We start from the raw sequence: 22,736 nt of genomic DNA on the forward strand, positions 1-22,736 counted from the left end.
CGCAGGCCCGCGCGATCGAACGCTATGGGCGCGCCGCAGCCGATATAGACCGGATGAAGGACAAGGGGTTGCCGGTGCTGGCGCACCAAGAACAGAAGCTGGCGAAGGCCGGCGATGCGCTAGACCAGGTCCGGCCCCATGCCGCACGCGACCTCGCATCGGCATTGTCGCGCGATCCGAAGTTGATTGAGCAGGCCGCGGGGGGCAACATCAGCGGCGCGGCCAAAGCGATGGAGGCAGAGCGTCAGGTCCGCATCGATCCGGAGAAGCGCGCCGGCCGGTTCGTGGAGCAGTGGAAGGGTATGATGGAAGCGCGCGCCAGCATGGAGCGTGCCGGCGACCATGCAGGTGCGGAGAAGCTGGGCAAGCGCATGGAGGGCATCGCGGGCGGATTGCATCGCGACCCGCAGCTCGAATCCGTGTTGCAGCGACGCGCCCCCGAACTGGCATTGAGCATGGAACGTGGCCGGTCGATCGGGCAGGAATTGGCGCAGTCGGTCAGCATCGGGCGGGACCGCGACCGTGGCATGAGCCGGTAGGTGACGATGGACGACGATATTCAGGAAGGCGGCGATCCGGCGGAGGCGTTCGACCGGTTGCGCGCCGTGATCGAAGGCCAGGACCGCGAGCTGGCGTTGCTACGCCGTGCTGTGGAGGGCTTGGCGGCCGAGCGGGCGCATATCGACGTGCCCGACTATTCCGAGACGCTGGGGCGTATGCAGCAGGGCGTGGACGCCACGGCGGACCGGATCGCGGTCATCAACGACGTGATCGCGCGGAGTCCGGCGCTGGCGATGACCCCCGAGCAGATGGCGCAGCGGATCGCCGCAGCGGGCAACGCTGCCCGGCGTGAGGATCAGGCGGCGCTCGCCAAGGCCGGCGAGGACAAGGCCCGTGTCATGGCCGAGCTTCGCGCCATCGCCGGATCGGCATGGACGCGGGCCGACCAGAAGAACCGGCAGCTGTGGTTCGGGCTGGGCGGGGCGGCGATAGGCATCCTGGCATGGGCGGTCCTGCCCGGCCTCGTCGCGCGCGAGGTCGCGCCGGCGAGCTGGCAATGGCCCGAGCGCATGGCGGCAAGGACGCTCGACCTTCCCCGTTGGGAAGCAGGGCAGCGGATGATGCAGAGCGCCAGCCCGACCGCGTTCCGCGCCATCGTCGGGGCCGACAGGATCGTGACGGCCAACCGTGAGGCGATCGAAGGATGCAGCAAGGCCGCAGCCCGAACGCGTGAGACGGTGCGATGCACGATCCGGGTCGCGCCTGTGCGTTAGGGGGGCGAGCGCTAGAGGAGTCTAAACTCCGTCAGGCACATTCCGGCAAAGCGAGAAGATTATCGTTCCACTTCCCGTCAGCATAGGTGCGAACGTAAGGCCCGTTCTGCCCATCAACGACGCCAATATCAGCGCGTGTGCCGTTGACGCGAGTGAAGAATGTATTCGTTTTGCCGCGAATTGACTGGATTACCTCGTTGCGTGTCCACTTCCAGCCATTGCCCCCAAGATGGGTAATACCTTCATGAGTGCTATTGCGTGGCTGCTTGTTAATACAAGTGACTTGAACGTCGGCCATGATTGTAGCTCCTAATTGAGAGTGTAACGTTTCCAGGGCACGCGGCTGGGCGACACGTGCGACATGAACCGCGTAATGTCAGGCCGACCGAAATAGGTCGCTCGCCCTGACGAATCCTGCGCCATGAGCACGACCGGCACGCCTGGGAACACCGGACTGAATGACCGGATCGCCGATTGAGCTTCGGTCCGATTGTCCACGACATGCCGCTTCACGACGACGATCGCGAACGTAACTCCCTGTTCGCGGAGCACAGCGCCTTCAAATTGCATATCAGCCTCCCTCAGCTTTCACGCACGGTGGTGCGGGGGCTCGCTTTGCCGTGAGCGGTCGTCACGTAACGACCGCTGATTGCACTGCGGAAATGCGCGCCCGAGCTGGCACCCGAGCTATTGGACTCGTGGACCGTTGTGCGGGGGCTTGCTTTGCCGTGACCCGTTGTCACGAAGCGCCCGCTGATCGCGCTGCGGAAATGTCCGCCGCCGCCTTTTTTACCTGCCATCTTCAATCTCCCGTCAACCTAAGGGTTGCCGGCGGAGTTCGGACTACCGGCACGGGATATATGGCAACTACGAGTTCGCTGTTCAAGTAGGAAATGTGATGGTAGCACCGAACAGGCAAATTTTCACGGAGAAACCATGTCATCAACCTTGGGTCGTAAGGTTCGCGACCTGCGACAGGAAAAGGGTCTCACCCTCGACCAGCTCGCGCAGGCCACCGGCAGCAGTAAAAGCTACATTTGGGAAATTGAGAACAAGCCGGTTGCCCGCCCATCCGGCGAAAAGCTGAACCGCATCGCTGCCGTGCTAGGCGTCACGCCAGAGTTTCTGGCCGACGAAGATCGTACCAATGCTACCGTCGATGAGTTCGACGAGGCGTTTTATCGCAAATACCAGGGAGCCGATCCGAACGTGAAGGAAAAGTTGAAGCGCATCCTCGATGTGTTGGATGACGAATAATGCCTGATCCGACCCAACCGATAGCTTGGGCGAACTTCCTCACCCAGGCATGGGGACCAAGATTCCCGGTTGAGGTCGTGACGATCGCGATGGACTATACCCAGCGCTTTCCCGATCCCATCAAGAAGATCGAAAAGGCGGAGGTCGATCATTTTGAGGGTGCCCTGTTTCCGCTACGCAAAAGCGGAAAATGGGCCATTCTCTACAATCCCAACATCATTTCTGCTGGTCGGATCAACTTCACCCTAGCCCATGAGCTGGGGCATTACCTCGTCCACCGCGCACTTAGTCCCGATGGTTTTGAATGTGGGCAGGAGCGAGTGCTGGGGCTTGATCGCGATGCCGTCCGCCGAAAGATCGAACAAGAGGCCGATGCCTTCGCCTCTTACCTTCTCATGCCGATCAACGACTATCGTGCTCAGGTTGGCGGAGATGAGATGACGTTGGAGCTGCTGCGCCAATGCGCCGACCGCTATGGCGTTTCGATGACAGCCGCAGCGATCAAATGGCTGGATTTCACCCCTAAATGTGCTGCCCTCGTCGTCGCCACGAATGGATTTGTGCTTTGGTGCTGGCGAAGCACGAGTGCGAAAAAGAGGCGGATTTTTTTCCCGCAGGGGATGGAGCTGCCGGTCGGATCGCTCGCGGCCCAGCCGGCCTTGATCCTCCCTGATGCCACTCGCGGGGCAATGCTCGATCGACAGATATGGGGCGCATCAACCGACGTAAGAGAAATGGCGATCTTCGCCGATCGCTATGAAATGACCATCTCGCTTCTTGTTTTTGACGACGTTGAAGGTGGATATGCTGATTGGGAGGTTGACGAAGAGGATACATTTGACCGGTTCAATCGACAGCTTTCGCAGCGGGCATAATCATCGGCTTTCAATGCCTAAGAGAACGGCTCATCTTGCCGATGAGGCTTTCACCTAGACGAGGGCAGCAGACCAGACGTGAGCGAGGGAACTGAGGACCAGCTACGGCAAATCTGGAATCAGGGCGCGATCCCTGTTCTGTATCGTCGCGGACCAGGAAACCCGTTGCTGGCGCGGCTGCCCTATGCCCTTACCAACCGGCCTTGGCTTGGATCGTTCGGTCGAAAGAACCCGGAGTGGGATGCAAAGGCAAAGCATTGGGAGCTGCCGCAGGCGTGGTTCAACAAGCTGGTTCGCGCCTGCCTCGACAAGTTCGGCATTGTCTACATCATCCAGCCCTACCGTGAGCAGGAGAAATGCGCGCCTGCCTGTTGGGCGGCCCAGGGCGAGGAGTGCCAATGCTCCTGCATGGGGGTAAACCACGGTGTGAGCAGCGCAGGCGGCGACTGGAAGGTCATATCGGACGCTTTCGCAACCCGATGGGGAGAGAGGCATCTTGCTTGCCGGCTTCTGACCCGGCAAGCCTAGACGAGAACGACCCGCATCGGCCGAGGTGTCACAACCGTTCCGGTTTTGACTTTAGGTGGCGCGCCACGTCGCCACCCGATAGAGATATGCGGCGATCACCAGCCCGACGATGATGTTGGTAATCGGATTCAGGTAGGCGGCAACGATCCGGTATTGCCCTTCAAGAAGGTAGCCGGCCACTGCTAACAGTGTCGTCCAGAGCGCGGTTCCAAGCGTCGTGAACAGCAGAAAACGCGGTAGGCTCATACCGAACACGCCTGCTGGTACCGAGATCAGCGTTCGCAGCGCGGGGACGAGCCTGCCGAGCAACACGGCTTTGCCGGAATGTCGATCGAACCAGCGGTCCACGCGGTCGATGTCCCGTGGTGCAAGCGTCAGCCAGCGCCCGTGCCGCCCCGCCCAGCGCCGCAACCGATCGGCACCGATCCACTTGCCGACATAATACCAGAACAGCGCGCCCGCGACCGAGCCGCCCGTACCAGCCACGATCACGCCGAACAGACTCAATCGCCCTTGCCCCGCGCCAAAACCGGCAGCGGGCATAATGATTTCGGAGGGGATTGGCGGAAACACATTTTCAAGAAACATCAGCACGGCAATGCCGAGGTAGCCGGCTTCGTTAAGAAACTCGATTAGGCGATCGAACACAGGCAGTCTTTCAATAGCGGTTTGTCGTGGCGAGAAACCGGTTCAATTTACCCGGCTCTGTTCTCACCAGGATGTTGGCCTGCGCGTTGTGGCAGGATCAGGATGAGGGCCAGGATGGCCGCCGCAAGCACTGCCGAAGCGAGCGGGCGGCTGAAATCGAGCCCGCCTTTTGCGATCGGCTTATCGAGGAAATCGCCTACGGCCGCGCCGAGCGGCCGGGTCAGGATGAACGCCGCCCAGAACAAGAATACCCGGTTTGCCTTCGTCAAGAAGTAGAGGCCGGCGAGTATCGCCAGCATCGCGCCGAAGATCGCCGCTGCACCCAGATAGCCGAGGCCCCCGGTGTCCGCTGTCCAATCACCGAGTGCCGTGCCGAGCGTCTGCGAGAAGGTGATGGTGAGCCAGTAGAACAGCTCCGCCTTGGATCCCCGAACGGTATCGACCGAGATCGAGCCAAGGGTGCGATACCAAGCGAACAGGGACGCCAGCACGCATCCGAGCAGCAGCGCCGAACCTCCGGTATAGCCGATGCTCAACGACCGCGTGGCGAAGTCCGCCATCGTCGTTCCCGCGGTCGTCGATGCGATGATCGTCGCCCAGTAGAGAAAGGGGTGGAAACGCGTCGCCGTCACCTGCCACCAGACCAGCGCGATCAACGCCGTCAGGAAAATCGCGGTGCCGACAAGATAGCCCAGGTTCATCGACATGCTGACGGTATCACCGGCGGTTTCGCCGAGCGTCGTCGCCAGAATCTTGATGATCCAGAAACCCAGCGTGATCGCCGGCACCTTGCTCAAAAGTTCGCGCCTGTCGCCGATCGTCATCATGTGTTCCCGACTTCCAAATCAGTCATTCCCGCGGATCGGGAGTTCGACAGCGACACCAAATCCGGGCGGCGCGAGCAGCGAGGCCGTGCCCCGGTGCGCTGTCGCGACCGCAGCAACGAGCGCCAGGCCCAGGCCATGACCTTCCGACGATCGGCTACGTTCCGCGCGCGCGAACCGCTGGAACAGCCGGGGCGCATCTTCGGGTGCTACACCGTGTCCGTCATCGGCGACCGTCAGGCGAGCAATGGCTTCATCACGCTCCAGCTCGACACGAACCGTCGTTCCCGGGGGGGTGTGGCGGAGCGCGTTGTCGAGGAGATTGGTGATAAGCTGTTGCAGCAGCCGTCGATCGCCCGTCGTCCAGATCGCGGGTGCAATCGCTGTGACGAGCAGATGGCCGCTTGCCTCCATATCGGGGCGGTAGGTGTCGACCAGTTCCTCGACCAGTTGGTCCAGCGGCAAGTCCTGAAAATGGGCGCGAGGGGACAACGCTTCCACCTCCGCGATGCGCAGCAATGCCCCGAAGATATCCAGCAGTTCGCGTGATTGTGCGGCAGCGGCCTCGATCGCTTGGCGTTTCTCGTCCACATCCCGTGCCGATAGCGCTTCATCGAGCCGGTTATGCAGGCGCGTCAGCGGGGTGCGCAGGTCGTGGGCTACGTCGCTCGACACTTGGCGCAGATTGTCCATCAGTCCACCGATCCGGTCGAGCATCCGGTTGAGCGTCGCCGACACGCGATCGAACTCGTCACCTGCACCGGTGAGCGGCATACGTCGCGCAAGATCACCATCGATGATCGCGAGGGCGGTGCGGTCGATGCGCGAGAGGCGTGCGCGTGTCACCGCACCGACCAGCCAGGCCCCGCCGATGCCGAGCAGCAGCATGACGCCGAATGCGCCGGCGAACAGCTTGAGCAGCGTCGCATCCATCTCGTCGATGACTTCGCGATCGGCCGCGACGACCAGCCGGCTGCTGTCAGGCAACCGGGTGGTCAGGGCCTGTGCGATCCGGTGCTCGCCGTCGCGCCGGTAATGCAGCAATTCCAGATAACCCGGCAGGGTCGGGGCGGTCGCGTCGAGCGACCCCGCCACGCGGCGACCCGCCGGGTCGACCAGCAGGTACTCCAGACTGGCGGTGCTTCGCGCCGCCTCGCGCCGGCGGATCGCAGCCGCGACGCCAGTAGGACCGTCATCGCCTTCGTCGATCAGCGCGCGCGTCTCGATGGCAACGCGGTGATCGAGCTGGATCTCAAGGGCTTCGTGCGTCACTTCATAGGCGACGACGCCGATGACAAGCGTCGCAAGCGCGAAGCAGGACGCGACCAAAGCGACGAGCCCGAAGGTTGATCGCCACGGGCGGGTCATCACCCGCCGCGCACCATGTAGCCAGCGCCGCGCACGGTTTCGATCGCATCATCGTCGAACCCGGCGTTGAGCTTGGAGCGCAGGCGGCTCAGATGCGTCTCGACGATGTTCGTCTTGGGATCGAAATCGAAATCCCAGACACGTTCCAGCAGCATCGTGCGCGTCATCACCCGGCGCGGATTGCGCATCAGCTCGGCGAGCAACGCGAATTCGCGCGGTTGCAGCACGATCCGGCGACCGTCTCGCGTGACGGTGCGCCGGTGAAGATCGAGCTCGATCGCACCAATAACGAGCACGCTCGCTTCGGTCTGGGTAGCTGGACGACGCCCGAGGGCATGAACGCGCGCTGCCAGCTCGGAAAAGGCGAATGGCTTGACCAGATAATCGTCGGCACCGCCTTCCAGTCCTTCGACACGATCGGCGATGCCGCCCACAGCAGTGAGCATGAGAGCCGGCGTCATATTGCCCGCCGCGCGCAATGCCTTGATTAGCGACAGGCCATCCAGACCGGGAAGCATCCGATCGACAATCAGCGCGTCGAACTGGTCGCCAGTCGCCTGAAATAGTCCATCGCGACCATCGGTGCTCGTGATGACATGATGCCCCAGCTCCGCAAGCCCGCGGGCCACGAAGCGGTTGGTCTCGTCATCATCTTCCACGATCAGGATTCGCATGACTGCCCTTCTAACCCGCCGGGCCGTTCGTCTGCCATCCACCACCGAGCGCCCGGAACAGTGCAACCTGGGATTGCGCCACGGTGAGGTCGGACTGTGCCTGGGCGAGCGCGGCTTGCACCCGCGCGCGCTCGGCATCGAACTGGATCAGCGAGGCGGTATCCCCAAGCCGAACACGAGCGGCTGCACGGCGCGCGTAGAGCGCGGACTGGACGCGTGCGGCATCGAGCGCACGATTACGACGCACTTCGCTGTCATAAGCGGCGAGCGCGGTTTCGACTTCGCGCAGCGCCCGCAATACCGCCACATCCCAACCGGCGAGCGCAGCACGCTCGGTCGCGCGGGCCTGTTTCAGTCGTGCGCGCGCCGGGGCCTGATTGGGGAAGGCCCAGCTTATGAGCGGTGAAGCCGTCGCGACGAAGCCACCCGTCAGCAGCCCGACCGCACCGCCTAGGTTCACGCGCGGGTAGAGATCGGCGCGGGCAACACCGATCCGCGCCGCGGCTGCGGCGAGGCGGCGTTCGGCTTCGCGAATATCGGGGCGACGTAGCAGCAGCGCCTGTCCGTCGCCCACGGGCACCGCCGCACGGAGCTTCGGGGGCGCATTGCAGACGATGTTGAACCCGCGCGCTTCAGTGGGAGGACGGCCCTGCAAGGTTGCGATCCGGTACAGGGCATTCGTGCGCGCCGCCTCGAACGGGGCCAGCGTTGCGCGGGTGGATTCCAGCAGGCTGGCGGCCTGAGAGACTTCGAGCGGGGAGACTTCGCCAGCGGCAAGCTGGTCGCGCACCACCCCAACCGAGCGTTCCTGAACCGCGATTATCTCGCGCGAGACATTCGCCGCACGGGTCGCACCGCACAGATCGACATAGGCGAGCACCGTATCCGCCACGACCGCGACGCGCAGGGAGTCCAGCGCCGCGGCCTGAGCATCGGCATCGGCCCCCGCCGCCAGCGCGCCCGAGCGCAGGCGGCCGAACAGGTCGATATCCCAGCTCGCGGTCAGGGCAAGATCGTAGTCGGTGGTAGGTACGTTCGATGACGCGCTCGGTTGCGTCGCGCTGTTGTCGATCGTTCCCGCGCTCTCGATCGTGGTTTGCGGCAGCCGCGCGGCGCGCGCCTGCCGCAGTGCCGCGCGCGCGCCGTCGAGATTGGCATAGGCGACGCGCAGATCGGCATTGGCGGCAAGGCTCGCCTCGACCAGTCGATCAAGCGCCGGATCGTCGTACAGCCGCCACCAGTCATTCGGGACCGGGCCGATCGCCGCGGTCGGAAGGTTTGCGAAAGCACCCCTGGCGGTCGCGGGTGCGATCGTCGGCGGGGGCAGAGGCGCGGTCATGCACCCCACGACCGCGAGCGCGGCGATCGGAGCAAACCGGCGGATCATGCGGGAACTCCGGCGAGCGGGGCATCGGGCGCGGGCTTCTCCCGGCCGAAGCGCGCATAGAGCGCGGGCATCAGGAACAGGTTGAGCACGGTCGAGGAGACGAGTCCGCCCAAGATGACGATCGCCATCGGATGCTCGATTTCATGGCCCGGCGCGTTGCCGGCGACGATCAGCGGCAGCAGCGCAAGGCCGGCGCACGCGGCGGTCATCAGGATCGGCACCAACCGTTCCTCCGCGCCGCGCAGGATCAGGCGCGGGCCGAACGCTTCGCCCTCGAACCGGCGGAGATGATCGTAGTGCGACAGCAGCATGATGCCGTTGCGTGCCGAGATGCCGATGACCGTCACGAAGCCGACCAGCGAGCCGAGCGACAGCACCCCACCCGTCAGCGCCACGCCGACTACCCCGCCGACCAGCGCGAACGGCAGGCTGGTCGCGACCAGCGCGGTGATCCGTGCCGATCGAAACTCCAGCCACACCAGCAGCAGAACGCCGAGCAGGCAGAGCAGCCCCGTCGTCCAGAGCCGCTGGCGCGAGTCACGCAGCGCCGCATATTCGCCCAGCACCTGGGGATGGTATCCGGTCGCGAACGGCACCTGACCCACAGCCGTTTCGACAGCGCGCGCGACAGTGCCGAGGTCCGCACCGGCTACATTGAGCGTGACGTCGATCCGGCGCTGACCGTTCTCGCGCTTGATCTCGTTCGGGGCAGGCATGATGCGGATATCGGCCACGTCGCGCAGCCGCACCGGCGCGCCCGCAGGCGTCTGGATCATCATGTCGGCAAGCGCGTGGACATCGCCGCGCACCTTGGGTTCGCCCCACAGCGCCACGTCGAACGCTTTCTGGTCGCGGTAGATTTCGCCGACCTTCTGCCCCGCGACCAAGGTTTGCGCCTGTCGCCGTACTTCGCCCGCGGTGAGGCCCAGCGTGGCCAGATCGCCGGGCCGGGGACGGACCTGAATCTGCGGCACCAGCACCTGTTGCTCGACCTTGAGATCCGCAACCCCGTCGATCGCCGCGACCCTGGCCCGCACCCGCTCAGCCGTGGCGCGAAGCTCGACCTGATCGGGACCGAAGATGCGGACGACGACGGTCGCGCCCGCGCCGCTCAACACTTCCTTGATGCGCTCGCGCAAATAGGTGAGCACGTCGCGGTAGAGGCCGGGATAGCCGTCGATCACTTCCTTGATACGCGCGACGCTGGCGTCATAGTCGACATTCTCGTCCAGGCTGATCCATAGCTCGGTGAAGTTCGGGCCGACCACCTCGTCCGCGGCTTCCGCACGGCCGATATGCGCGCCGAAGTTGCGCACGCCGGGGATTGCGCGCAGTTCCTTGGAGGCGCGGATCGTGATGCGGTCCATCGCCTCGATCGACGTGCCGGGCTTCTCGACGAAGTGCATCAGGAAGTCGGTTTCGCGAAAGTCGGGCAGGAACTGATCCTTGAACCCGGCGTAGCCGACGCCGGCCAGCAGCAGGCCGCCCGCGACGATCCCCATCGCCAGCGCCGGTCGCGCCACCATGCGCGGCAGCACCCCGGCGTAGCGGCGCTTGAGCGCCCCGACGAGCCGCGTGTCACGCTCTGCCTTGAGGGGCGCGTTCGGCAGCAGGAACAGGCACATCGCCGGCGTCACCACCAGCGCGACCAGCAACGACGCGGCAATCGCCAGCACATAGGCGATGGCAAGCGGCTGAAAGAACGTCCCCGCGACCCCGCCCAAAAAGAAGATCGGCAGGAACACCAGCATCACGATCAGCGAGGCAAACACCACCGCCGATCGCACTTCCAGCGAGGCGGACAGCACCACATCGAAATTGGAGCGCGGGTTGCCCGCCTCGCGGTTAAGCCGCAGCCGGCGAGCGATGTTCTCCACGTCGATGATCGCGTCATCGACCACCTCGCCGAGCGCGATGACCAGTCCGGCGATCACCATCGTGTTGATCGTGGCACCACTCCACAGCAGCACCAGCCCCGCGCCGAGCAGCGACAGCGGTATGGCGACCAGACTGATCGTCGCCTGCCGCCAATCGCGGGTGAAGACGAACAGCACCACGGCCACGAGCAGGCAGCCGATCGCGAGCGCGCGTGTCAGGTTGTCGATCGAGCGTTCGATGAAGGTCGCCGGGCGGAAGATCGTCGTATCGACCTTCACGTCGCGCAGGCCCGGCTTCAGCTCACCGATCGCGGCCTCCACGTCACGGGTAAGCTGGAGGGTGTTGCCGGTCGGCTGCTTCTCGACGATCAGCATCAGGCCGGGGCCGTCGTCGATGATCGCATTGCCGATCGGCGCGGCGAAGCCGTCGACCACGCGGGCGACGTCGCCGATGCGGACCGGCGCTTCGCCGCTCTGCTTGATGACCGCCTGGGCAAGATCGGCCGAGGACTGGATCGCGCTCGTCTGCTGGACCGCGAGGCGCTGCGTTGCCGTATCGACGAAGCCGCCCCCGCCGACCAGCACCGCGTCGCCGGCCGCGGCGCGCAGTTCGGCGAGCGTCACGCCAGCAGCGCGCAGTCGGTCGGGATCGACCAGAACCTGCAATTGGCGGTCACGCAGACCCCAGATCGCGACGTTGGCGACGCCCGGCACCGCCATCAGGCGCGGCCGGATCGTCCAGCGCGCCAATTCGGAGAGCTGCATCTGATCGAGCTTGGCCGACGATATGCCGATCTTCATCGCCCGACTGGTCGACGACAGCGGCGGGAGCATCACCGGGGGACGCGCGGCGGCGGGCAACCGTGCCTGCACCTGCGTTACCCGTTCCTGCACGAGCTGGCGGGCGCGGATCACGTCGGTGCCGCGATCGAACAGGATCGATACCGACGACAGACCGAGCACCGACTTCGACCGCAGCGTCATCAGATCGGGGACGCCGTTCACGGCCGTTTCAATCGGCACGGTAATCAGGCTTTCCACCTCCTCGGTGGAGAGGCCCGGAGCTTCGGTTTGAATCTCCACCATCGGTGGCGCGAACTCTGGAAACACGTCCAGCGGCACGTCGCCGGTCGCGCGTAGCCCAAGTACGACCAGCAGCGCCGCGAGCGCGAGAATGAGGACGCGCTGGGTCAGCGCGGCACGGACCAACCAGGCAAGCATCAGTGCGGCGTCCCGAACTCGGTCCCGAACAGCTCGGCCGCCCCGTCCGTCACGACTTCGGCACCACGCTCCAGGCCGCGCGACAACAGCGCACGGCCATCGGCGACGCTCGCGACCTCGATTCGTTGGCGAACATAGGTGTCGGGTGCAGTCTTCCGGTACACCCATTCGCCGCCATAGATGTCGCGGACGATCGCCGCGGTCGGGACCGACAGCCCGTCTGCCCGCCCGCCGAGCGGCAACGCTACGGCGACGCGCTGGCCGACGCGGTAGGCACGGTCGCGATTATCGAGTGCGAAGAACAGATCGACGGTGCCCGCGACCGCATTGGCCGAGGGCGGTGCCTGGACCGGGCGCGCAGCGCGCGGAGCGGCGCGATCGTCGCCGAGGGGGCGAACCGTAGCCGTGCGACCGCGTTCGATGGCGCTCACGTCGGTGCCGAACACCGGCACCCGCACCCACAGCGTCGACAGATTGCCCATCGACGCGATCGAGGGACCGAGCAGCCCGCGTTGCGCGCGCGCCGCATCCAGTGCTGCCCGCGCGGTGGCGAGCGCCGCCGCGGCTTCGTCGCGTCCTCGGACGCTGCCCGCTTCCTCACGCACTAGAGCAGCGGCACGATTATAGGCGATGACGGCAAGCCGCACTTGCGCTTGCGCCCGCGCGATCTCGCCTTCGGCCGCAACCTGACTGACCCCGATCTGGGCGAGGTTGCTCGTCGATCCCGTTGGCACGCCCGCCCCGCCGGTTGCCGGCACGACGACCTCGCCGCTCGTCGCGCGGATTTGCGCGGCCGAACCATCGCCAATTCTTACCGTTCGGATGCCGAGACGCTGTTGCGCTTGCGTCGTGAGGGTGAGCTTCAGCAGATCGCTTTCGTGGGCGACCGCCGCGGCCTTGGCTGGGGGAGTTGGGGGTGAAGCCGGATCGCTGCCGCATCCAGTCAGGATCGCCAGCAGGGGCCATGTGGCGATCGGAAGGCATCGGATAGGCGTCATGCCGCGACAGTAGCAGCCTCATGTTGGCGGCAGCTTGGGGCGACTATACAAAATCCCAATGTTCGGCAGGAAGCGATAGGCTGGTGTCACAACCGGTCGGTTTTGACACCAACAAACCAGCTCAGCTTTTCCATGGGTTTACAGGTGTCAGAATCCCGTGTCAGAACGCCACGATGCAAATCGGCTATGCGCGGGTGTCTCGCGGCGACCATCAGGACCTAAATGCCCAACTCGCCGCGCTCGCCGCGGCGGGATGCGATCCGGTGTTTCGGGAGGAGGCATCGGGTGGCCAGGCCGATCGCCCTGAGCTGGCACGCGCGATCGGTGCGTTGAAGCCCGGCGACGTGCTGGTGGTGTGGAAACTTGATCGGTTGTCGCGCTCGCTGCGGGATCTTCTGTTCACGCTGGAGGCGATTACGGCTGCAGGTGCTGGCTTCCGATCGATGACGGAGGCCGTGGACACGACGACGCCAGCAGGCCGGCTTATGACCCAGACCTTGGGTGCCTTCGCTGAGTTCGAGCGCGCCATGATCCGCGAGCGGACCATGAACGGGCTGGTGCACGCGCGGAAAGCCGGCCGGCATCTTGGGCGCCGTCCGAGCCTCACCGGCCAGCAGCGGGCCGAGATCATCGCCAAGGCGGAATCCGGCCAGGGTTCGCCGGCGCAGCTTGCCAGCCTCTTCCGCGTGTCGCGATCGACGGTGCAGCGCGTCCTGCGCGATTATCGCAACCGATCGATCGCCGCGTGAGCCTTGCCCCGGCCCTTCCGCGTGACCTGCCTGCAGACCTTGAAGCCCAACGGTACGAGTTAGCCCGCGCGCGTCAGCTCGCGCGGGCGTGGGCGGAGACGCTTCCCGAGCCTAAGCGTCGCGACATGGCGGCGCTGTTCACCCGCGTCGCAATCGAGACTTACAGCGCTGAAGCCCGACCCCATGCGAGCCTCAGCGCGCCTTTCGCCAAGCCTTATGGCCGGCTCGACCGTGCCGTTGCCGAGCTGGCGCAGGTGGTGGGCCGCGAGGCTGCACCGCTGCCGATCACCGAGGCCGTCTATTTCCTGACGGGCCTCTACACGACCTTGCTGGCCGCACGGGAGCGTGGGGCATTGGGGGCGTTCTACACCCCGCCGGCGCTAGCGAACCGCTTGCTCGACATGGCCGAGGAACAGGGGATCGACTGGACCCGCGCTCGCGTGCTGGACCCGGCGAGCGGCGGGGGCGCGTTCCTGTTGCCTGCAGCCGAACGGATGATTGCCGCGCTTCCCGAAGCCGAGCCGGCGTTCGTGCTACGGCAGATCGGCACGCGCCTGGTCGGGCTGGAGCTGGACCCATATGCCGCCGGCTTCGGGCAGAACGCGATCGAGCTGTTGCTGGCGGACGTGACTTCGGCTGCAGGTCGCCCCGCGCCGACTGTCGTGCGCGTAGCCGACACGCTGGAGGAGGCGCCTAGCGCCCGCTTTGACCTGGTGATTGGTAACCCGCCCTATGGGCGCGTCACCCTCACTCCGGCGCAGCGCCAACGCTTCGCGCGCGGCCTCTACGGCCACGCCAACCTCTATGGCGTCTTCACCGACATTGCCGTGCGCTGGACCAAGAAGGGTGGCACGATCGCCTATCTCACCCCCACCAGTTTCCTGTCCGGCCATTACTATTCCGCGCTGCGCGAGCTGATGGCGAAGGAGGCTCCCCCGGCCGCAATCGACTTCGTTCATGCCCGTCGCGGCGTGTTCGAGGACGTGCTGCAGGAGACGTTGCTGGCCGCCTATCGCCGCGGCGCCAAGCCCGGGCGCGCTCAGGTCCATTATGTCGAGGTTACGAGCGAGCGCGAGGCACGCCTTATCCGCAACGGCACGATCGGGCTCCCCTCCCCCGCATCGCAACCTTGGCTTGCGCCGCGTGAGCCGCGCCACAGTGCCCTGATCGCCAAGGCGGAGGCCATGCCGGCGCGGCTTGCCGATTGGGGCTACAGCGTGTCCACCGGTCCCTTGGTGTGGAACCGCTATAAGGACCAGATGCGGCAGCGCTCTGCCCGCGGCGTGCATCCGCTCATATGGGCCGAAGCCGTGTCTGCTGACGGCCGGTTCGCGTTCCGAGCCGAGAAGCGCAATCACGCGCCCTATTTCAAGATCGAGCGTGGCGACGCCTGGCTATTGGTCGAGGAGGCGTGCGTCCTCGTTCAGCGCACCACCTCCAAGGAGCAGGCACGTCGGCTGATCGCGGCCGAGTTGCCGGCTGACTTCATTGCCCAGCACGGCGGTGTGGTGGTCGAGAACCATCTGAACATGGTCCGCCCGGTCGCACGTCCTGCCGTATCGCCAGCGACGGTTGCGGCGGTGCTGAACAGCCGGATCGTTGACCAGCTCTTCCGCTGCATCAACGGTAGCGTTGCCGTGTCGGCGTTTGAGATGGAGGCGCTGCCCCTGCCCTCTCCTGCGGCGATGAGACAGGTGGAGGCGCTGGTTGGCCGCGGAGCCTGCAGTGCCGAGATCGAGGACGAACTCGCGCGGCTTTATGGGCAGGTTGCGCCATGATGCCGATGCTGACCCGCGATGACGTTCACGCCCGCCTGCAGGAGATCTTCCCCGATGGCGCGCCCAACCGCGCCTATCTGACCCGGATGCTGGCTGCGAGCACGGTGTTCGTCGCGCTCTATATCGACGCGATCGAGGGCAGCGGGACGATGCTTGGTCCCAAGCACGTCTATCGCATGACCGACGAGCAGGCGGTTCTTGTCGATGATGCGAGCCGCAGCGCCTATGCGACAGGGGTCTTACGTACTGGCAGCCAGACCGAGGGTCGGCGCTGGTATCAAGACAACACCCGTGAGCCGATCCGCGACGAGACCTTGCGCGAGGGGCTGGTGGCAATCGGTGCCGTGATTGAGCGCACGGACCTTCCCACCACATCGAGCAAGCCGCGCTACGCTCTGAAGGCGAGCTTTGCCGCATTGTTCGATCCTGCCCTCACCGGCGAGGCGCTGCAGGCTCGCATTGCGACGTGGCAGGCTGAAGCGCTGAACAAGGGCGCGCTCGCCCGATTGGCGATTGTGCGCCAGGGCGCGGGCGCCAGCGCGGACCAGGTGCTTGTCACCTTCCCCAATGGGGAGACGCGCCGAATGAAGCCGGGGCCGAGTTCCGAAATCACCAAGGCAGTGGTGGAGGTGTTTGCGCCCGCCTTTCTCACCGCCCCTGCCGTGGTGTTCCTCAGCGAGAGCGGGAACAAGGTGGTCGCGCGCGACGATGCGCTAGCGCGATCGATTGGCCTCGCGATCCAGGCCGACAAGAACCTGCCCGACACGATCCTAGTCGACCTTGGGCCGGTGCATCCGCTGCTGGTGTTCGTAGAGGTGGTCGCGACCGATGGACCAATCAGTCAGCGTCGCAAGGACGCGCTGGAGGAGCTTGTCGCCGAAGCCGGCTTCCCGGCTGAGCATGTCGCGTTCGTGACCGCCTATCTCGACCGTAGCGCCGGACCGTTCAAGAAGACGGTCGATAGCCTTGCATGGGGTAGCTACGCCTGGTTTGCGGCAGAGCCCGAGCGGTTGGTGGTTTTCAGCGAGGCACGAGAGAGTCTGCGCGGCCGACCGTAGCGGCAGCGAGGATAATGTTGGGAATTATCCTCGCTGTCGCTGCAGTCATGCCAATTATCATCCCTATTTATCCTCGCTATTTATCTTGATTTCTTATCGCTTGAACTTGCCAATTTCGCGGTCATCTTGCTGCGCAGCAAACGAAAGGATGAACCATGAATAGCAACAAGCGGAGCCGTGGCCGGCCGGTTGGCACCGGCCTGGACGACGGTCCCACCCTCAAGAAGGTCGCGGACATGATCGTGGCGAACCCGTCGCTTCGGCCAACGACCGCGATCCGGCGTGCTCTCGATAAGCCCGAGCCGTCGAACATTCGGCGGCTGCAGGTGAAGTGGAAGGCCGGCAAGGCCGAGTATATGGTGGAGGCTCAGGCCAGGCGTGCAGCCGCATCGATGCCGGCACACCGCGTGAGCGCGCCCTACTCGCCCCGCACGGGCCGCAACATCGTGGAAGCACACCGGAAGATGCAGGAGGCGCTGGGGCCAGGTTTCCGCGCCGCCCAGGAGATGATGAACAGCCCGGGTATGCGGGCGGCTCAGGAGGCGGCCCGTCGCTACCAGGAAAGCCCGGCCTTGCGAGCGATCGAGGAGTTTCGGAACAGCCCCACGATGCGCGCCATCGAGGAGCTTCAGAACAACCCAACGGTGCGTTTGATGCGTGAACTGCAGGACAGTCCAATGATGCGGGCCGCCAGGGAAATGGAGAAGGTGCAACGCCTCATCAACCGCGGCTTTTAAGCCGCGTTGAGGAGCGAGCAGCTATGGTCGGCGAGGCAGCAGCGCGAGAACCGATTGCTTGTTGTCCATCCAGGCGGCAGCGGTCTGGCTACGCCAGGCGATCATGTCGTGGATGCGCTGGTAATCGTCAGCGATATTCCGGGTGAAGATCGGCTCATGGTGCGCGATCCGGTTTCGGAGCCGTCGTATGATGCGCAAATCGGTGTGAGCGACGACGCGGCATTGTGCGATGGTTTGCGCGGCCGGTGCGCCAGGGAAGCAGGCACGAAAATGGGCGTTCCAGATGCGGCTATCCTGGCCAGCGGTAAAAATCTTCTCCCAGAAGGCGAACTTCAGTTCGGCAATAATCTTGCCTGTTGTTGGGAGCAGCGCAGCGCATCAGGTCTGAAGCCGGATTGTAGTCGGTCTGCCGCTTGGGTTGCGGAAGGCTGCGGATGAAGCCGTTGTTCCACGGCCAGTTTGCTCCGTGCACGGCTTCGATTGCTTCCGCGATGCCGTTCCGCATCGCGACCTCGCAGACCTGCAGCGGGACGATCAGAGCAGCGGAGAGGTCCAGGTTCCACTCGTACATCTCCAGTGCTCGTTCCCGATCATTGCCCATCGCCTGCAGGTAGGTTGCGAAGCGGGGAGCGGAGATAACGATCGGCAACTCGTGGAGTTGGTCGAGGGTGAAGGGCAACGTTGAATCCTGTCAGCAGAAAGTTGACGATGCCGTCAACATCGCTATATCGGCATCTCCGGCTTTGAGAACGCGGGCGCAAGCCCCCCCTCATCGTCAAAGGAGCCTCAAGGCCCGCCTCTGGCGGGCCTTTTTGATTCTTAGCTCGGTGGTCCTACGCTACCTTTTTGCAGCAGGTTTTTACGACAGCGCCCCGCCGTCGCAAGCAGCTCGCTTTCTCGTCGCTGCAGAAATCAGGACTTCCGCGACAAGCCGTGGCCGCTGCGATCCATTCTCTGTCGTTCCGCTCGCGCTGATGGGCGCCTGAAAGCCACCGTTGACTCGGTCGAGCACGGCTGTTCAGAAAAATGACCGGTTGTGACACTAGGTATCGTCATCGTGGTGAGTTCGACGGACACGGCCAGGTCTCACTCATCGCGCGCTCCGCGCCCGCCATCATGTGCTTGTCATGGAAGTACGTGTTGACTTCCGCCCAGCGCACATAGGCGGTCCGCAACCGGTGACGGTTATAACGAGGCGGATTACAGACACTCTGCTGGGCGATCATCATGTCAACGATGCCCTGAAGGTAAGCTCCGCAGCCCGACTCGCCTGCCCGGCAGCTCGTGAGCAGCGCCAGACCCTGCATATCGCTCGGCGTTTCGTCTTGAGCGAGCGCGCCTGTAGGCGCCAGCGCGGCTGCGGCGAACAGCGCCGTCCACCAGTTTCGTGTCATAGGTCAGCTCCGTTGCACATTGGTTTTATCCAGTGCTGCACGGAGCCCGCGTGCGAGCTTCTGGGCGTCGTCATTCGCCCAAAAGTGCATGAAGAAGAGCCGGGGCTGGTCATCCAGCATGTGATTGTGAAGCGCGGTGACCTCGATGCCCCCCGCGCGTAGTGCGCGGAGCACGGGATCGACCTCGGCGGCGGTGAGCACGAAGTCACCGGTGATCGCCGCCCGGCCCGAGCCGGTCGGCTGGAAGTTGATCGCGGTTGCGGTGCCCATGGACGCTGGCGCGGGCATGCCGCCGTCGCTCAGCTTCTCCGCGCGGGGAAAGCTGAACTGATAGACCCCACCGTTGGGCTTACCCTTGCCATCCATCAGCCGGTCAAGCGCGGCGGTGTCGAGGGCGATTGGCTGCGACGACCCCGCGCCGGCGGACGGCGGTTGCGAATCCCTGGATGGTGCCGTCATCGGTGTCCGGCTGGCGGCGAGCGCTTCACGGAGGGCGGCCGCAAGCTTCACGGGGTCACCATGGCCGCCGATGTGCATGTACATGGTCGCGGGCGCGGAACGAAGCAGATGGTTGTGGAGCGCGGTGATCGTGAAGCCGGATGCCAGCAACCGGCTCATGACCGGATTTACCTCCTCATGCGTCAGCACGAGGTCACCCATGACCATCACGTCATTGCCCATGGGGTGGAACGCCGCCCAGGAGCCGAGGGCAAGCGCCGGCTTGATTGCCACACCGTCGAGCTGGACGTTAAGATCGCTGCGCGGGAACCCATACCGGCGAACGCCGTCGGGCTGCGTCGTTCCCGCTCGGCCGAGGCTCTTGTCCACGAGCGCCCACCTGTCGCCGTGCGCCTCGGGCGGTGTCGCTTGCGGGTTTGTCTGGGCGGCGGCCGGTGCGGCGAGCGCGATCGCCAGCGGGAGCAACAAGTGACGCAATGCTTCTCTCCTCGATCTCAATTGGTTTGTCGGCATGGGAAGCGCTGGCGTAGCGCCATCGTCACACCCGCCAACCGGGGCAGGTTGGCTGCGTGACGGTTCTCTACCGCCCACGCCGGGAAGATACGGCTCAGCTCGCCCGATCGGACGCCCCGGCCGCAGATTCCGGCTTCGCTGCCGCCGTTGCCGAAAGCGGAAAGCGTCTCGGCGGCACCAGCGAGATACGCTTCGCACCGACCGTTCACCTTCCTTTTCGTCTCGTCGACACACGTCCGATAGAACTGCGTAACCGTCTCATAGCGAGGTTGGGCCGCGGCAGACGAGGCCGCTGGGCACGCCAGGCACGCCAGCATGGCGGCAGCACCTGATCCAACAGCTCGCATTGCGGTCTCCTCACCCCAACTTTTAATCCACCCAAGCAAACGATACAAGTGTACGTTCGTTGCGTCGCTATGTTACAGTTGCTTCATGGCTGATGCTTCTTCGCCCGAGCCCCGTGACTGGCTGCTCCTGATCCCACAGCTCCCGGCCAAGCCCGCCTATCTGCGCGTGCGGGTCTGGCGGCGCTTGCAAGCAATGGGAGCCGCTCCCCTCAAGAATGCCGTTCACGCGCTCCCTGCTCGCGACGACACCCGCGCGCTCTTCGAGGAACTCAGAGCGGAGATCACCGCAGGGGGTGGCGAGGCGTTGATCCTGAAAGCCCGGCTAGTTGAGGGGATGGTTGATGCGGAGCTTCGCGCCGTGTTCGACGCGGCCCGCGACGCGGATTACGAGGAGTTGGCGCGCGAAGCGCGTATGATCGCCAAGGCGGAATACGTGTCGTCCGCCGACGTCCGCCGCCTGCGTAAACGCCTGGACGAGATCGCAGCGGTCGACTTCTTCGGCGCGCATGGACGGCAGGCGGCGGACGCCGCGATAGCCCAAGCGGAGGGGCGCGCCGGCCGCCACCCGGACGTGAGCGGGCCGGGAGCGCCGGAGCTGACGCCGGCGGAGCTGAAAGGCCGCACTTGGGTCACGCGCCGGCACGTGCATGTCGATCGCATCGCCTCGGCCTGGCTTATCCGCCGGTTCATCGACCCGAGCCCCAGCTTCAAGTTCGTGGACGGCAAGGACTACCAGCCCGAGCCCGGCGAGCTTCGCTTCGACATGGCGGACGCGGAGTTCACGCACGAAGGCGACCACTGCACCTTCGAAACGCTGACATATCGGACGGGGCTCGACGGCGATCAGGCGCTCGTTGCACTTGCCGAGATCATCCACGACCTCGACATCGCCGACGACAAGTTCGGTAGGCCGGAGACCGCCGGCATCGCCGCGCTCATCAATGGCATCTGCGCGAGCACCGACGGCGACAACGAGCGCATTGCCCAAGGGTCGGGCGCGCTCGATGGCTTCTACGCACATTTCACCAAGCGACGCGGCGCATAAGGGGAGCAGGACATGTCGAGCATCGAACATCCTGCCCCGGCGAGCGCGGCTCTGGATGAAGCCCAGCCGCCAGAGCTAAGTTATCCCGCGCTATTCTTGCGCTTCTTGCGCTTCGGCATGATGGCGTTCGGCGGCCCCGTAGCGCAGATCGCAATGATCCGGCGCGAGCTGGTGGACGAGGAACGCTGGATACCCAGCGACCGATTCAACAAGCTGCTCGCAGTTATGCAGGTGCTTCCCGGGCCGGAGGCGCATGAACTCTGCGTCCATCTCGGCATCCGCGCCAAGGGGCGACTGGGCGGCCTTCTGGCAGGGCTCGGCTTTATGTTGCCCGGCCTCGTGCTCATGCTCGCGCTTGCCTGGGCGTACACGCGGCTCCCGATTCAAGGAACGCTCCTCGGAGCCGCATTCTTGGGCATCCAAGCAGCGGTGATCGCCGTCATTGTCCGCGCGGTCCATCGCATCGGTGAGCACATCTTGTTCGACCCGTGGCTTTGGGCCGCAGCGATTGCGGCGGCGGCCGCCTCGCTCGCCGGCGTCAGCTTCTGGATCGTGCTTCCGGCGGCCGGCGCGGCCTACGCGCTCGGATCAACCGGGCGCTACGCGCTCGCCGCGGTCGTGGTCGCGCTTGCCGTTGGCCTGGCGGCTCTGACCTGGGCAGGAAGTCCCGGGGGTGCCGAAATAATGACGGGCACCAAGGAACCAGCGCCTGCCATCGCCGCGCTGTTCTGGGCGGGATTGAAGGGTGGACTCCTGACCTTCGGCGGAGCCTACACCGCCATCCCGTTCATCCGCAACGATACGGTCGGCCGGGGATGGATGACCGACGCGCAGTTCCTTGATGGCTTGGGTCTGTCGGGCATCCTGCCAGCCCCCCTCGTGATCTTCGCTACCTTCGTGGGTTGGATCAGCGGCGGCCTTGCTGGCGCGCTTGCCATGACCGCTGGCATGTTTTTGCCCGCCTTCGCGTTCTCGCTCCTGCTCTACGATCGACTGGAAGCGGTGGTCGAACATAAGCGATTGCAACTCTTCCTGGCGGGCGTGGCGGCCGGCGTCGTCGGCCTGATTGTGGTCACCGTTGTTGATCTTGCCCGAACCACGGGCGCACGCACGCCGAACCTGATCGTAAGCGCGCTCATCTTCGCGGTCTCGCTGGCGATTATGTACCGGTGGAAGAGCAAGCTCGCCACGCCGGTTGTGCTGGCGATTGGGGCGGCAATCGGTGCCATTGCGCTGAGCTGACGGTTGTTGATGACTAAGGCTGTTCCTTCTCGCCCCAGCGTTGTCGCAGAAGCGGCGACGCTGGGAAGTCAGAATATTTGCGACATTGACTAAGCGAATAAGCTGTTAAGCGACAAACTGCTTTTCGCCCTTTTAGGCTCCAGCAGCCAGCGGTTTCCGAGGCTACCCGCTCTTGCGGCCGTTCTCGCGTGAAGCGGCGATCTTGGCTGCGGTCGGTCACCTCCCCCATGCCAGACTCGATACAGGCAGCGCGACCACTCGGCCCAGGAAGCAGGCGGCGCGGATGCTGAAATGCGAGTGCTCGACGTGCGGCTATACCGTCAGGACCGCGCGCAAATGGCTGGAGACAGTGGGCGCACCTTTGTGCCCGGTTGAGGGGGCATGGCCCGATGCGCCACGATCTGATCGGCGACGAAACTGAGGACGGACGTGACTAAGCGACTAATGCCCTTTACGACTAAGCGGCTAAGCTCCATAAGCCGC

At 64.8% G+C, this 22,736-nt stretch carries 23 protein-coding genes and 2 pseudogenes; 12 read left to right on the forward strand and 13 right to left on the reverse strand.

Annotated elements, in window-relative coordinates; genetic code table 11:
- Together ACI2JO_RS19455 and ACI2JO_RS19460 are read left to right on the forward strand one after the other, a co-directional pair.
- Window positions 1-539, forward strand: a pseudogene (locus tag ACI2JO_RS19455) (Ti-type conjugative transfer relaxase TraA); the annotation flags it as partial.
- Window positions 540-545: 6 nt separating this feature from the next.
- Window positions 546-1,274 carry a DUF6118 family protein gene (locus tag ACI2JO_RS19460; RefSeq protein WP_093334460.1) on the forward strand — a complete coding sequence of 243 codons (729 nt, stop codon included), beginning with the start codon at window positions 546-548 and terminating at the stop codon, window positions 1,272-1,274.
- A gap of 31 nt (window positions 1,275-1,305) precedes the next feature.
- Here ACI2JO_RS19460 and ACI2JO_RS19465 read toward each other — a convergent pair whose 3' ends face one another.
- Both ACI2JO_RS19465 and ACI2JO_RS19470 read right to left on the reverse strand, forming a co-directional pair.
- Complete coding sequence (locus ACI2JO_RS19465; RefSeq protein ID WP_084445276.1) at window positions 1,306-1,572, reverse strand: DUF3892 domain-containing protein; 267 nt, start codon at window positions 1,570-1,572, stop codon at window positions 1,306-1,308.
- A 283-nt stretch (window positions 1,573-1,855) separates the two neighbouring features.
- Entirely contained in the window at window positions 1,856-2,074 is a 219-nt protein-coding gene (locus tag ACI2JO_RS19470; protein WP_084445280.1) for a hypothetical protein, read from the reverse strand.
- Window positions 2,075-2,210: 136 nt separating this feature from the next.
- Between ACI2JO_RS19470 and ACI2JO_RS19475 the strand changes: the two genes are divergently transcribed.
- From ACI2JO_RS19475 to ACI2JO_RS19485, 3 genes are all read left to right on the forward strand, one after another.
- On the forward strand, window positions 2,211-2,531 hold the full coding sequence (locus tag ACI2JO_RS19475) for a helix-turn-helix domain-containing protein (protein ID WP_064311335.1): 321 nt from the start codon (window positions 2,211-2,213) through the stop codon (window positions 2,529-2,531).
- The gene (locus ACI2JO_RS19480; RefSeq protein ID WP_064311336.1) at window positions 2,531-3,406 is read left to right on the forward strand and encodes an ImmA/IrrE family metallo-endopeptidase; all 876 of its coding nucleotides are present in this window, start codon (window positions 2,531-2,533) and stop codon (window positions 3,404-3,406) included. The genes ACI2JO_RS19475 and ACI2JO_RS19480 overlap by 1 nt, the downstream gene beginning before the upstream one ends.
- 165 nt (window positions 3,407-3,571) lie before the next feature.
- A complete protein-coding gene (locus ACI2JO_RS19485) occupies window positions 3,572-3,934 on the forward strand; it encodes a hypothetical protein (RefSeq protein ID WP_198161973.1) in 363 nt (120 codons plus the stop codon).
- Between the two features lie 51 nt (window positions 3,935-3,985).
- Here the strand turns inward: ACI2JO_RS19485 and ACI2JO_RS19490 are convergent, their stop codons facing one another.
- The 7 genes from ACI2JO_RS19490 to ACI2JO_RS19520 form a co-directional block, all read right to left on the reverse strand.
- Complete coding sequence (locus ACI2JO_RS19490) at window positions 3,986-4,582, reverse strand: DedA family protein (RefSeq protein WP_064311338.1); 597 nt, start codon at window positions 4,580-4,582, stop codon at window positions 3,986-3,988.
- 47 nt (window positions 4,583-4,629) lie between these two features.
- Window positions 4,630-5,406, reverse strand: coding sequence for a hypothetical protein (locus tag ACI2JO_RS19495; protein WP_084445283.1), 777 nt, complete (start codon window positions 5,404-5,406; stop codon window positions 4,630-4,632).
- Window positions 5,407-5,427: 21 nt separating this feature from the next.
- Complete coding sequence (locus ACI2JO_RS19500) at window positions 5,428-6,501, reverse strand: sensor histidine kinase (RefSeq protein ID WP_404722176.1); 1,074 nt, start codon at window positions 6,499-6,501, stop codon at window positions 5,428-5,430.
- Window positions 6,502-6,773: 272 nt separating this feature from the next.
- Window positions 6,774-7,448: a response regulator transcription factor gene (locus ACI2JO_RS19505; protein WP_064311340.1), complete on the reverse strand. Its 675-nt coding sequence runs from the start codon at window positions 7,446-7,448 to the stop codon at window positions 6,774-6,776.
- A 10-nt stretch (window positions 7,449-7,458) separates the two neighbouring features.
- Complete coding sequence (locus ACI2JO_RS19510) at window positions 7,459-8,835, reverse strand: efflux transporter outer membrane subunit (protein ID WP_064311341.1); 1,377 nt, start codon at window positions 8,833-8,835, stop codon at window positions 7,459-7,461.
- Window positions 8,832-11,933, reverse strand: coding sequence for an efflux RND transporter permease subunit (locus tag ACI2JO_RS19515; RefSeq protein WP_064311342.1), 3,102 nt, complete (start codon window positions 11,931-11,933; stop codon window positions 8,832-8,834). The genes ACI2JO_RS19510 and ACI2JO_RS19515 overlap by 4 nt, the downstream gene beginning before the upstream one ends.
- Window positions 11,933-12,931 (reverse strand): efflux RND transporter periplasmic adaptor subunit, encoded by a 999-nt coding sequence (locus ACI2JO_RS19520; RefSeq protein ID WP_093334457.1) that lies wholly within the window; start codon window positions 12,929-12,931, stop codon window positions 11,933-11,935. The genes ACI2JO_RS19515 and ACI2JO_RS19520 overlap by 1 nt, the downstream gene beginning before the upstream one ends.
- Window positions 12,932-13,104: 173 nt before the next feature.
- Between ACI2JO_RS19520 and ACI2JO_RS19525 the strand changes: the two genes are divergently transcribed.
- The 4 genes from ACI2JO_RS19525 to ACI2JO_RS19540 all read left to right on the forward strand — a co-directional run bounded on the left by ACI2JO_RS19525 (window position 13,105) and on the right by ACI2JO_RS19540 (window position 17,253).
- Window positions 13,105-13,680, forward strand: coding sequence for a recombinase family protein (locus ACI2JO_RS19525; protein WP_064313104.1), 576 nt, complete (start codon window positions 13,105-13,107; stop codon window positions 13,678-13,680).
- A gap of 125 nt (window positions 13,681-13,805) precedes the next feature.
- Window positions 13,806-15,458, forward strand: coding sequence for an Eco57I restriction-modification methylase domain-containing protein (locus ACI2JO_RS19530; protein ID WP_084445768.1), 1,653 nt, complete (start codon window positions 13,806-13,808; stop codon window positions 15,456-15,458).
- Window positions 15,455-16,516, forward strand: coding sequence for a BsuBI/PstI family type II restriction endonuclease (locus ACI2JO_RS19535; protein ID WP_064313106.1), 1,062 nt, complete (start codon window positions 15,455-15,457; stop codon window positions 16,514-16,516). The genes ACI2JO_RS19530 and ACI2JO_RS19535 overlap by 4 nt, the downstream gene beginning before the upstream one ends.
- 155 nt (window positions 16,517-16,671) lie before the next feature.
- Complete coding sequence (locus ACI2JO_RS19540; RefSeq protein WP_064313107.1) at window positions 16,672-17,253, forward strand: hypothetical protein; 582 nt, start codon at window positions 16,672-16,674, stop codon at window positions 17,251-17,253.
- Between the two features lie 289 nt (window positions 17,254-17,542).
- Here the strand turns inward: ACI2JO_RS19540 and ACI2JO_RS19545 are convergent, their stop codons facing one another.
- The 4 genes from ACI2JO_RS19545 to ACI2JO_RS19560 all read right to left on the reverse strand — a co-directional run bounded on the left by ACI2JO_RS19545 (window position 17,543) and on the right by ACI2JO_RS19560 (window position 19,966).
- A complete protein-coding gene (locus ACI2JO_RS19545; protein ID WP_232318599.1) occupies window positions 17,543-17,932 on the reverse strand; it encodes a hypothetical protein in 390 nt (129 codons plus the stop codon).
- Window positions 17,933-18,305: 373 nt separating this feature from the next.
- Window positions 18,306-18,647, reverse strand: coding sequence for a Rap1a/Tai family immunity protein (locus ACI2JO_RS19550; RefSeq protein ID WP_024021617.1), 342 nt, complete (start codon window positions 18,645-18,647; stop codon window positions 18,306-18,308).
- Window positions 18,648-18,650: 3 nt separating this feature from the next.
- On the reverse strand, window positions 18,651-19,583 hold the full coding sequence (locus tag ACI2JO_RS19555) for a DUF1259 domain-containing protein (protein ID WP_037531219.1): 933 nt from the start codon (window positions 19,581-19,583) through the stop codon (window positions 18,651-18,653).
- Between the two features lie 17 nt (window positions 19,584-19,600).
- Window positions 19,601-19,966 carry a Rap1a/Tai family immunity protein gene (locus ACI2JO_RS19560; protein ID WP_148564657.1) on the reverse strand — a complete coding sequence of 122 codons (366 nt, stop codon included), beginning with the start codon at window positions 19,964-19,966 and terminating at the stop codon, window positions 19,601-19,603.
- 85 nt (window positions 19,967-20,051) lie between these two features.
- Here ACI2JO_RS19560 and ACI2JO_RS19565 point away from each other — a divergent pair, with 85 nt between their 5' ends.
- From ACI2JO_RS19565 to ACI2JO_RS19575, 3 genes and pseudogenes are all read left to right on the forward strand, one after another.
- The gene (locus ACI2JO_RS19565) at window positions 20,052-21,011 is read left to right on the forward strand and encodes a chromate resistance protein ChrB domain-containing protein (RefSeq protein ID WP_232318433.1); all 960 of its coding nucleotides are present in this window, start codon (window positions 20,052-20,054) and stop codon (window positions 21,009-21,011) included.
- A gap of 12 nt (window positions 21,012-21,023) precedes the next feature.
- Window positions 21,024-22,253, forward strand: a complete 1,230-nt coding sequence (chrA, locus tag ACI2JO_RS19570; RefSeq protein WP_024021613.1) for a chromate efflux transporter — start codon at window positions 21,024-21,026, stop codon at window positions 22,251-22,253.
- Between the two features lie 193 nt (window positions 22,254-22,446).
- Window positions 22,447-22,690, forward strand: a pseudogene (locus ACI2JO_RS19575) (transcription elongation protein SprT); the annotation flags it as partial.
- Between the last annotated feature and the right edge of the window lie 46 nt (window positions 22,691-22,736).

This window comes from Sphingomonas sp. NPDC079357 (genome assembly GCF_044901155.1).
In the GTDB taxonomy this organism is placed as follows: domain Bacteria; phylum Pseudomonadota; class Alphaproteobacteria; order Sphingomonadales; family Sphingomonadaceae; genus Sphingomonas.

Coding starts and splice junctions, on each gene's coding strand:
- chrA (WP_024021613.1), top strand. CDS start 21,024: ATGTCGAGCATCGAACATCCTGCCCCGGCGAGCGCGGCTCTGGATGAA.
- ACI2JO_RS19465 (WP_084445276.1), bottom strand. CDS start 1,572: ATGGCCGACGTTCAAGTCACTTGTATTAACAAGCAGCCACGCAATAGC.
- ACI2JO_RS19480 (WP_064311336.1), top strand. CDS start 2,531: ATGCCTGATCCGACCCAACCGATAGCTTGGGCGAACTTCCTCACCCAG.
- ACI2JO_RS19565 (WP_232318433.1), top strand. CDS start 20,052: ATGGCTGATGCTTCTTCGCCCGAGCCCCGTGACTGGCTGCTCCTGATC.
- ACI2JO_RS19540 (WP_064313107.1), top strand. CDS start 16,672: ATGAATAGCAACAAGCGGAGCCGTGGCCGGCCGGTTGGCACCGGCCTG.
- ACI2JO_RS19550 (WP_024021617.1), bottom strand. CDS start 18,647: ATGACACGAAACTGGTGGACGGCGCTGTTCGCCGCAGCCGCGCTGGCG.
- ACI2JO_RS19510 (WP_064311341.1), bottom strand. CDS start 8,835: ATGATCCGCCGGTTTGCTCCGATCGCCGCGCTCGCGGTCGTGGGGTGC.
- ACI2JO_RS19560 (WP_148564657.1), bottom strand. CDS start 19,966: ATGCGAGCTGTTGGATCAGGTGCTGCCGCCATGCTGGCGTGCCTGGCG.
- ACI2JO_RS19535 (WP_064313106.1), top strand. CDS start 15,455: ATGATGCCGATGCTGACCCGCGATGACGTTCACGCCCGCCTGCAGGAG.
- ACI2JO_RS19520 (WP_093334457.1), bottom strand. CDS start 12,931: ATGACGCCTATCCGATGCCTTCCGATCGCCACATGGCCCCTGCTGGCG.
- ACI2JO_RS19525 (WP_064313104.1), top strand. CDS start 13,105: ATGCAAATCGGCTATGCGCGGGTGTCTCGCGGCGACCATCAGGACCTA.
- ACI2JO_RS19495 (WP_084445283.1), bottom strand. CDS start 5,406: ATGACGATCGGCGACAGGCGCGAACTTTTGAGCAAGGTGCCGGCGATC.
- ACI2JO_RS19460 (WP_093334460.1), top strand. CDS start 546: ATGGACGACGATATTCAGGAAGGCGGCGATCCGGCGGAGGCGTTCGAC.
- ACI2JO_RS19505 (WP_064311340.1), bottom strand. CDS start 7,448: ATGCGAATCCTGATCGTGGAAGATGATGACGAGACCAACCGCTTCGTG.
- ACI2JO_RS19530 (WP_084445768.1), top strand. CDS start 13,806: ATGGCGGCGCTGTTCACCCGCGTCGCAATCGAGACTTACAGCGCTGAA.
- ACI2JO_RS19515 (WP_064311342.1), bottom strand. CDS start 11,933: ATGCTTGCCTGGTTGGTCCGTGCCGCGCTGACCCAGCGCGTCCTCATT.
- ACI2JO_RS19470 (WP_084445280.1), bottom strand. CDS start 2,074: ATGGCAGGTAAAAAAGGCGGCGGCGGACATTTCCGCAGCGCGATCAGC.
- ACI2JO_RS19475 (WP_064311335.1), top strand. CDS start 2,211: ATGTCATCAACCTTGGGTCGTAAGGTTCGCGACCTGCGACAGGAAAAG.